5 protein-coding genes are annotated in these 8,709 nt (G+C 63.8%); 1 reads left to right on the forward strand and 4 read right to left on the reverse strand.

Annotated features, from left to right (window positions below; translation table 11 throughout):
• Positions 1 to 107: 107 nt before the first annotated feature.
• From A7W11_RS14965 to A7W11_RS14975, 3 genes are all read right to left on the reverse strand, one after another.
• The gene (locus A7W11_RS14965; RefSeq protein WP_066414295.1) at positions 108 to 3,203 is read right to left on the reverse strand and encodes an efflux RND transporter permease subunit; all 3,096 of its coding nucleotides are present in this window, start codon (positions 3,201 to 3,203) and stop codon (positions 108 to 110) included.
• A complete protein-coding gene (locus tag A7W11_RS14970; protein WP_066414297.1) occupies positions 3,200 to 4,303 on the reverse strand; it encodes an efflux RND transporter periplasmic adaptor subunit in 1,104 nt (367 codons plus the stop codon). Before A7W11_RS14970 ends, A7W11_RS14965 begins: the two co-directional genes overlap by 4 nt.
• A gap of 76 nt (positions 4,304 to 4,379) precedes the next feature.
• A complete protein-coding gene (locus A7W11_RS14975) occupies positions 4,380 to 4,997 on the reverse strand; it encodes a TetR/AcrR family transcriptional regulator (protein WP_066414300.1) in 618 nt (205 codons plus the stop codon).
• A 97-nt stretch (positions 4,998 to 5,094) separates the two neighbouring features.
• On the opposite strand from A7W11_RS14975, the gene A7W11_RS14980 reads away from it, so the two are divergent.
• Entirely contained in the window at positions 5,095 to 6,564 is a 1,470-nt protein-coding gene (locus A7W11_RS14980; RefSeq protein WP_066414305.1) for an efflux transporter outer membrane subunit, read from the forward strand.
• Between the two features lie 9 nt (positions 6,565 to 6,573).
• Here A7W11_RS14980 and rng read toward each other — a convergent pair whose 3' ends face one another.
• Positions 6,574 to 8,037, reverse strand: a complete 1,464-nt coding sequence (gene rng / locus A7W11_RS14985; protein WP_066414316.1) for a ribonuclease G — start codon at positions 8,035 to 8,037, stop codon at positions 6,574 to 6,576.
• Positions 8,038 to 8,709: the final 672 nt, after the last annotated feature.

The following is an 8,709-nucleotide window of genomic DNA, read 5'->3' on the forward strand; positions in this document are numbered from 1 at the left end:
TTTGAGCCGGGGGCTTTTCATTCACCGCCCTGCGGTTGGCTTCTTGGCGTCATGCGCGAGGCGGCCGTCGTTGGCCGCCTCAAAAAATGGACGCTCCACCTCGTCGATCAAGCCGGTGCCGGTTGCGTCGCGACGCCGGGGTGCGACGGTGTGGGGCGGATCTTGAACCAGATGGCGTACATCGCTGGCAGGAACACAAGCGTCAGGATCGTGCCCGCGAACGTGCCGCCGATGAGTGTGTAGGCCAGCGTGCCCCAGAATACCGAATGCGTCAGCGGGATGAAGGCGAGGATGGCTGCCAACGCTGTCAAGATTACCGGCCGCGCGCGCTGCACGGTGGCTTCGACCACCGCGTCGTAGGGCGCGAGCCCTTCCTGTTCGTTGTGGTGTATCTGGCCGATCAGGATCAGCGTATTGCGCATGAGGATGCCGGACAGGGCAATAAGGCCCACCAGCGCGTTGATGCCGAAAGGCTGCTGGAAAAGCAGCAAGGTCGGCACCACGCCGATCAGGCCGAGCGGGCTCGTGGCGAACACCATCACCATGGCGGCAATCGAGCGTACCTGGAGGATGATGATGAGCAGCGTGATGGCGATCATGATGGGAAACAGCGGTAGCATCGCCGTGGATGCCTTGGCCGACTCTTCGATCGAACCAGCCAGCTCGATGCGATAGCCCGGTGCAAGCGTGTCGATGACGGGCTGAAGCTCCTTCATGACCGCAGTCGAGACATCCGGAGGCTGCAGTCCCTCTGCAATGTCGCCGCGCACGGTGATGGTCAGTGTGCGGTCTCGACGGCGCAAGATCGGATCTTCCATGCGCACCTCCACGGTGCCCACCTGGGACAGCGGTATGCGCTGTCCAGCCGATCCCACCAAGGTAAGTCCACCGATCTTTGCCGGGTCAAGGCGTATGTCGCCGGCGGCCCGCCCCACGACCTGAACCGAACGGATGTCCTCTCGCACTTCCGTGAGTGTCACGCCACTCAACAGAAATTGCAGCTGCTGCGCGACCGCGGCCGAACTCAGTCCGACGCCTTGAATGCGATCCTGATCCAGCACGAAATGCAATGCCGGCACGCGCGCGCCCCAGTCCATGTTTACCGTACGCATCATCGGGCTGGCCCGCATGATGGTTTCGACGCGCGCGGCGATCGTGCGCAGTGTCTCGGCGTCGGGGCCTGTTACGCGATACGCGACCGGAAAGGGCGACGGTGGGCCGAACACGATCTGCGTGACGCGCACCTGCGCTTCGGGCGCAAGGCCGTCTGCCACCGCCTGACGCAGGCGATGTTTCAGGGCCTCGCGCTCTTTCTCGTCCCCCGCCAGCACGACAATCTTGGCAAACGACGGGTCGGGCAATTCCGGCGCCATCGCCAGGAAGAAGCGTGGCGCGCCCTGGCCCACATACGCGGTCACGATCTTGGCTTCATCCTGTCGGGATAACCAGGCCTCGATCTTGGCCGTGGCCTTGCTCGTCTCTTCGATCGACGTGCCATAGGGCAGTTGAACCTCCACCAGCACCTCGGGCCTGTCCGAGGTCGGGAAGAACTGCTTCTTGACCAGGCCCATGCCGACGATGGCGAGCACGAAGGCGCCGATCACCGTGGCGGCCACCCACCATTTCCGGGCGATGACGCGCTTGAGCAAGCGCCGGAATCGGTTGTAGGCCCGCGTGTCGTAGATCGCGCCATGTCCACCCTCGACCTTCTTTATGTCGGGCAGCATCTTCACGCCCAGATAGGGCGTGAAGGCGACCGCGACGATCCACGAAGCGATCAGTGCGATGCCCACAATCCAGAACATGTTGCTGGTGTACTCGCCCGCCGTGGAACGCGCGAAGCCGTTCGGCATAAACCCCACGGCCGTCACGAGCGTGCCGGACAGCATCGGTGCCGCGGTGTGGCTCCATGCGTAGGCCGACGCGGCGATGCGGCTGTATCCCTCTTCCATCTTCACCACCATCATTTCGATGGCAATGATCGCGTCGTCCACCAGCAATCCCAGCGCCAGGATCAGGGAGCCCAGCGTGATGCGGTCAAAGTTCTTTCCCGAGGCGGCCATGATCACGAAAACGATGGCCAACGTGAGCGGTACGGCGGCTGCGACGACGACACCGACGCGCCAGCCCATGCTCACGAAGCAGACCAGCATCACCACGAGCAGTGCGGCGAAGAACTTCATCATGAACTCGTCCACGGCGGAGCTGATGTTCACGGCCTGATCGGTGACCTTGCTCAGGCTTATCCCGAGCGGCAGGGATTGATTGATCCGCGTGACTTCCTGCTCGAGCGCCTTGCCCAGCTCGAGCCCGTTCCAGTCGTCCCGCATCACCACGCCCAGCAGGAGGGCCGGCTCGCCGTTGTTGCGCACGAGGAAGGTTGCGGGATCCTCATAGCCGCGCTCCACGGTCGCTACGTCCGACAGCTTCAGCGTCCGACCTTGCGCCACGATGGGCGTCTGGCGGATTTTCTCGAGGTCGTCGAATGCGCCCTCCACGCGCAGGAACACTTGCGGGCCTCGCGTCTGGATCGAGCCGGCGGGCGTCAACACGTTCTGTCCGTTGAGCGCGGCAAAGATATCCTGAGGATTCACGCCGAGCGTGGCGAGCCGGTCATGCGAGAACGAAACGAAGATGCGCTCCGGCTGCTCGCCAATGATATTGACCTTCTTGACGCCCTGGACGTGCAGCAGCTGCTGGCGCAACGCTTCGGCATCGCGCACGAGCTTGCGTTGCGGTTCGCCCTTGGCCTTCAGGGCATACAGGGCGAACGTCACATCCGCGTATTCGTCGTTGACCATTGGTCCGATCACGCCCGCCGGCAATCGCCGGGACTCGTCGGCAAGCTTCTTGCGAGCTTGATAGAACTCTTCCTGCACTTGCGAGGGCGGCGTGCTGTCCTGCAACGACACCATGGTGAACGCCAGGCCCGGGCGCGTATAGGTTTCGGTACGGTCATACCAGCGCAGCTCCTGCAGACGCTTTTCGAGCGGCTCGGCAACCTGATCCTGCATCTCCTGGGCCGAGGCGCCAGGCCAAGCGGTGATGACGGTCATCTGCTTGATGGTGAACGGAGGATCTTCCGCGCGGCCGAGCTGAAAGAAGGCGAGAACCCCCGCCACGGAAACCAGAAAAATCAGGAAGAGCGTGATCGACCGCTCGCGTACCGCGAGCGCCGATAGATTGAACCGGCCTTCGCTCATTGACGTTCTCCCGGCGTGCCTGCCTCGGCCGGGCCGATCAGCCGGACCTTATCGCCTTGTTGCAGCAGGTGTGCGCCCAGTGCGACGACCTGCTCGCCGGCCTTGAGATCGCCGCCTACGCGTGCCGCATCGTCGGTGAGGTTGTGCACCTGGACGGCGCGCCGGGCAATGTGGCCCGACGTGGCGATCACCCACACCGAAGGGCCTTGGCCGGGGTCGAAGATCGCGCCGATGGGCACTTGCAACCATGCCATGGCGTTATCGCCCGCGTCGATATCGATCGTCACGGTGGCGCCCAGGGGGGCGCGGGCGAGGTCGCCTTCGAGCACATACCTGGCCTCGAAGGTCCGCGTCACGCGATCCGCGGCGTCCGACAACTGTCGAAGCGTGGCAGGCGCGGTCGTGTGCCCGCCGCCATAAAGCCGGGCCGGCGCGCGGGATCCCACAGCCGGGCGCAGCGTTTCGGGCAGATGCACGATGGCCTCGCGCTGGCCCGCTCGGGCTAGGCGCACGACCGTTTGCCCCGCGCTGACGACCTGCCCGGGCTCGGCCAGTGTGTCGACGACGACACCGTCGGCATCGGCAACGAGCACCGCGTAATCCGATGCGTTCTTCGCGACGTCGGCTTGTGCTTCGGCCGCCTTGAGATCTGCGCGGGCCGTGTCGGCGGCTGCCTTGATCTGATCGTAGGCAGAGGCCGAGACCGCGCCTTCGGCGACCAGACCGCGGTAGCGCGCCTGGTCATCGGCCGTCTGGCGGGCGCGAGCGCGGATGGCAGCCACGGCCTCACGTTGCGCGCGCGCCTGCAGGCCCAGGTCGATGGGATCCAGGCGCATCAGCGCCTGGCCGCGCGTCACGGTTTGCCCAGTGTCGACCAGGCGCTCGAGCACTTTTCCGGATACGCGAAAGCCCAGGTCGCTCTGCACGCGTGCCGCTACCACTCCGGAAAAAGAGCGCGACGTAGTGGGCGCCGGTTGCGCTACGCTGGCTCGGACGAGGGGGGCATCAACCCGCGGATCGGCGGGCGGGCTGTCGCCGCAGGCCGCCAGGGCGAGAGGCAGCAGGCAGAGGGTAATCGGGACAAGCGGGCGCCGCAGCATGGGTCCATTCCTGACAAAAGAAGGACTCCATTCTCATTCTAGTGACCAAAATAGTCAATAGTCAAATCGCGCCATACTACGGCGCCAGGCTGCGCAGAATGAGATTGCAGAGTTGCGCAGCCGCCTCGCCGGCGTTCTCGAGGTTGTGCTGCAGCAAGAGCGGGTTGCTGTATGGCCGCATCACCAGGTAGATGGCGTTGACGGTCTCGTCCAGCGGCGTCTTGCGCTCGAAGTCGCCGGCGTCGCGCCCCGCGCGCACAGTCTGTTGAATCAGGTCTTTGATGTGTGCTTCGTACGCCCGCGCAGAGGGCCACGATTCGCTGGCCGACATGCGCGCGATGTCATAGAGCTTGCTGTCCTGGAAGAACAGTTGGCTGCCGGCCTCGACCAACGTCTTGAACATGCGGCGCAGCCGCTCCGGCGCCGACTCCACGTCCATGACGGCCTGGTCTACGACGGTCATGATGACGTTGAGACGATTGCCGCAGATGACCTCGCCGATCGCCTGCTTCGAATCGAAGAATTTATAGATATAGGCCTTGGAAAAGCCAATGGCCTTGGCAAGGTCGGAAACCGTGGTCTTCTCAAAGCCGTACAGGGAGAAGTACTCCGTGGCCGCTTCGACGATCTGGTCACGGACATCGTGGTCGGAGGGGCCGCGGGTTTGAGGGCTGGGAGAGGTTGCCTTAGTCATGGCGCCAGCTTACCGCAAGCCAACCATTGACAACAAGTGACCAAATTGTATTATAGTCACTTGCCATTCGGCCGTTATCGCGTTTCTAAGGACGTCCATGTCTGCCCGTCGATTTTTCCTGTTATCGCTCAGCGCCAGCCTGATGGCCGGCTGCGCGGTAGGTCCCGACTATCGCCAGCCCAGCGTTCCATTGCCGGCGCACTTCACCGGCAACGGGGCCTCCGATCCTGCGCATTCGCCGGCCCCGCTTGGGCTGTCGTCATGGTGGCAGCGCTTCGACGATCCGATGCTTGCGCATTTCGTGGCCAGGGCCATCGAGCAGAATCTGGATCTGGCGCAAGCCGCGGCGCGCGTCACTCAAGCCCGCGCGGGGTTGGGGGCCGCCAACGCCGCGCTTCTGCCGTCCGCGGGCATCAGCGGCTCCGCGGGGCGTGCATATCAATCGGTCGAGACGCCCTTGGGGCAGGTGGTGAACAGTACGCCGGATTACGACCGCTGGGGCAATGCCTACGAGATGAACCTCGAGGCGGGCTGGGAGATCGACGTGTTCGGTGGCCTGCGGCGGGGGCGCGAAGCGGCGCTGGCAGACTATCAAGCCTCTCAAGCCGCCGCCGCCGCGACGCGCCTGGCGGTGGCTGCGCAGACCGCGGATACCTACATTGCGATCCGTGGCCTGCAGGCGCGGATGGACATTGCGCGGCGCCAGGCCGCGACCCGTCAAGCGCTCGTCAATAAAGTGGCCCTGCTTTTCGAGAAAGGCCTGGCTGCGGAATACCAGCTGCGACAGGCCGAGGGCGCGCTGTCGCAAGCGCAGGCGACGGTACCGGCATTGCAGGCAGGCCTGGACGCCGCCATGAATGCGCTCGACGTGATGCTCGGTGAACCACCGGGCACCTCCCGCGCGCAGCTCGCGCCGCCCGTGGCAATTCCGGCCCCGCCCCCCATCGCGGGAATGGGCTCACCCTCCGATCTCCTGCAGCGGCGCCCCGACCTGATCGTGGCTGAAAGGCGGCTCGAGGCCACGAACGCACGAATCGGTGAAGCGATTGCCGAGTACTACCCGAAGTTCTCCTTGAGCGGACTGATCGGCAGTGCAACGACAGTGTCCAGCGGCAATTTGTTTACGAGCGGCGCAAGCCAGACGACCGGCTTGCTCGGACTGCGCTGGCGTCTATTCGACTTTGGGCGTATCAACGCTCAAATCAATCTTGCAAAGGGACGCGATGCCGAAGCGTTGGCTGCCTATCGGCTGTCGGTGTTGCGCGCCACGGAAGATGTCGAGAACGCGTTCTCGGCGCTTCTCAATCGTGGTCAACAGGCAACGACGCTGGTGCGAGGTGAGGAATCGCTGGCACGCGCCCGGGCTTCCACCCAGGCGGCGTACGAGCGCGGCGCCTCGAGTCTGATCGAAGTGCTTTACGCCGATGCATCGCTGTTGCAGGCGTCGGATCAAAGGGCGCAGGCCCAGGTGGATGCGGCGCGCGCCGCGGTGGCCGCTTATAAGTCGTTGGGCGGTGGGTGGGATGCGCCAGCGTTGCCGAAGGCCGCTGTTCAGGCCAGCGGGTGATGGCGCTGTTCAGATCAGGATGATGTCGTAATGCTCCTGGGCATACGTCGCCTCGACTTCCAGCGTGACGGGCTTGCCCACGAAATCGCCCAGCATGGCCAGATGCTGGCTTTCCTCTTCCAGGAACAGATCCACCACCTGTTGCGAGGCCAGCACGCGGAACTCGCGCGGGTTGAACTGCCGGCTTTCCCGCAGGATCTCGCGCAGGATCTCATAGCAGACGGTGCGCGGCGTGCGCACCGTGCCGCGCGCCTGGCACATGGGGCAGGGTTCGCATAGCTGATGCGCCAGCGAATCGCGGGTGCGCTTGCGGGTCATCTCCACCAGGCCCAACTGCGTGAAGCCGTTCACCGTCATGCGAGTGCGGTCGCGCGACAGGGCCTTCTTCAGTTCCGCCAGCACCGTTTCGCGGTGCTCGGGATCCTCCATGTCGATGAAGTCCAGGATGACGATGCCGCCCAGGTTGCGCAGCCGCAATTGGCGGGCGATGGCCTGCGCGGCTTCCAGGTTGGTCTTGAAGATGGTGTCGTCGAAATTGCGGCCGCCCACGAAGCCGCCGGTGTTCACATCCACTGTGGTCAGCGCCTCGGTCTGGTCCACGATCAGGTAGCCGCCCGACTTCAGATCCACGCGGCGCGACAGCGCGCGGGCGATTTCCTCGTCGACGCCGGCGGTGTCGAACAGGGGGCGTTCGCCGCTGTAGTGCCGCACGCGCTCCACCACCGACGGCGTATACAGCCGGGCCCATTCCTGCAGGGCAGCCGTCGTGCTGCGCGAATCGACCTGGATGCTGCCGGTGTGCGGGCCCACCATGTCGCGCAACACCCGTTGCGCCAGGGTCAGGTCGTGATGCAACAGGGTGGGGGCGGGCTGGCTGCGAGCGGCGGCCTGCACGCTGGCCCACAGCTTGCGCAGATACTCCAGGTCGGCGGCGATCTCGTCATCGGTGGCGCCCTCGGCCTGGGTGCGCACGATGAAGCCGCCTTTCTCTTCAGGGGGGATCAGCGCCTGCAGGCGTTCGCGCAGTTGCGTGCGCTCGGTCTCGGAGTCGATCTTCTGCGAAATCCCAATGTGCGGATCGTGCGGCAAATGCACCAGCATGCGGCCGGCGATGCTGATCTGGGTGGACAGCCGGGCGCCCTTGGTGCCCAAAGGGTCCTTGATCACCTGCACCATCAGCGTCTGCCCCTCGAACAGCAGCTTCTCTATAGGAGTAGGGGTCTGGCCCTGGCTGCGCTCGGCGCGGTTCTCGCGCAGGTCCGCTATATGGATGAAGGCCGCGCGTTCCAGGCCCACGTCGATGAAGGCGCTCTGCATGCCGGGCAGCACGCGCACCACCCGTCCCAGATAGATGTTGCCCACCTGGCCCCGCTGGATGCTGCGCTCTACGTGCAGCTCCTGGACGGCGCCCTGCTCCACCAGCGCGACGCGCGTCTCGAAGGGAGTGACATTGATCAGGATGTCTTCGCTCATGTTCTCGTTCTATATATAGGGTGGATGCTCTACGGCGTAGGGTACCGTAAGCCATGAACGATGGCGGGGCGAAGAGGCGGGTTGTCGCGGGAGTTGCAGGGAACCGTCACCAAGATTCCACCGTTTCTTCACGGAGGCGTAACGATTCATCGGTCCCTATTTGCATTCGGTAGAAACCCTGTGCTATAGTTATTGGCTCGGCAGTTGAAACGTTCTACGCAATAGCGACGACGCGGTAGGTGCCGAGCAAGCAGGGCAGTGAAGAAAGGTCTGGTCAGTGCGTTGTTTTGCCTGGGTTTTGGGCGAAGCGGCTGCCGAGGTGGTTCCGGAGCTTGGCGCGTAAGGCGCGGCGGAGGAATCCCGGTCAACGAGTGGTTGGTTGGCTGCAAACGGTAGCGAAGCGGATTGATTTGACACGCTGAAAAAACTTCTTCATAATCTCGTCCCTCTGTTGCTGAAACGGCAGCGAGACGAAGTGAAGAAAGTTAGGTCAAGTGGTTGTTTTCTGAGGGGTTTTTTCAGAAAACGCGCTTATCCGAAGCGGTTCTGAGGTTTGGCGCGACGCGCGGCTTCGGGGTCCCGGTCAACGAAATAAGTTGATCGAAAAATGGAAAAGCGAAGCGAGCTGACTTGACAGCGTTAAAAAACTTCTTCATAATCTCGTTTCTCTGC

Origin of the sequence: Bordetella ansorpii, assembly GCF_900078315.1 — a bacterium.
Classification (GTDB): Bacteria; Pseudomonadota; Gammaproteobacteria; order Burkholderiales; family Burkholderiaceae_B; genus Bordetella; species Bordetella ansorpii.

What these genes read in the sequence shown, in the direction of transcription:
- A7W11_RS14965 (WP_066414295.1), bottom strand. Translation starts at nt 3,203, where the DNA reads ATGAGCGAAGGCCGGTTCAATCTATCGGCGCTCGCGGTACGCGAGCGG.
- A7W11_RS14970 (WP_066414297.1), bottom strand. Translation starts at nt 4,303, where the DNA reads ATGCTGCGGCGCCCGCTTGTCCCGATTACCCTCTGCCTGCTGCCTCTC.
- A7W11_RS14975 (WP_066414300.1), bottom strand. Translation starts at nt 4,997, where the DNA reads ATGACTAAGGCAACCTCTCCCAGCCCTCAAACCCGCGGCCCCTCCGAC.
- A7W11_RS14980 (WP_066414305.1), top strand. Translation starts at nt 5,095, where the DNA reads ATGTCTGCCCGTCGATTTTTCCTGTTATCGCTCAGCGCCAGCCTGATG.
- rng (WP_066414316.1), bottom strand. Translation starts at nt 8,037, where the DNA reads ATGAGCGAAGACATCCTGATCAATGTCACTCCCTTCGAGACGCGCGTC.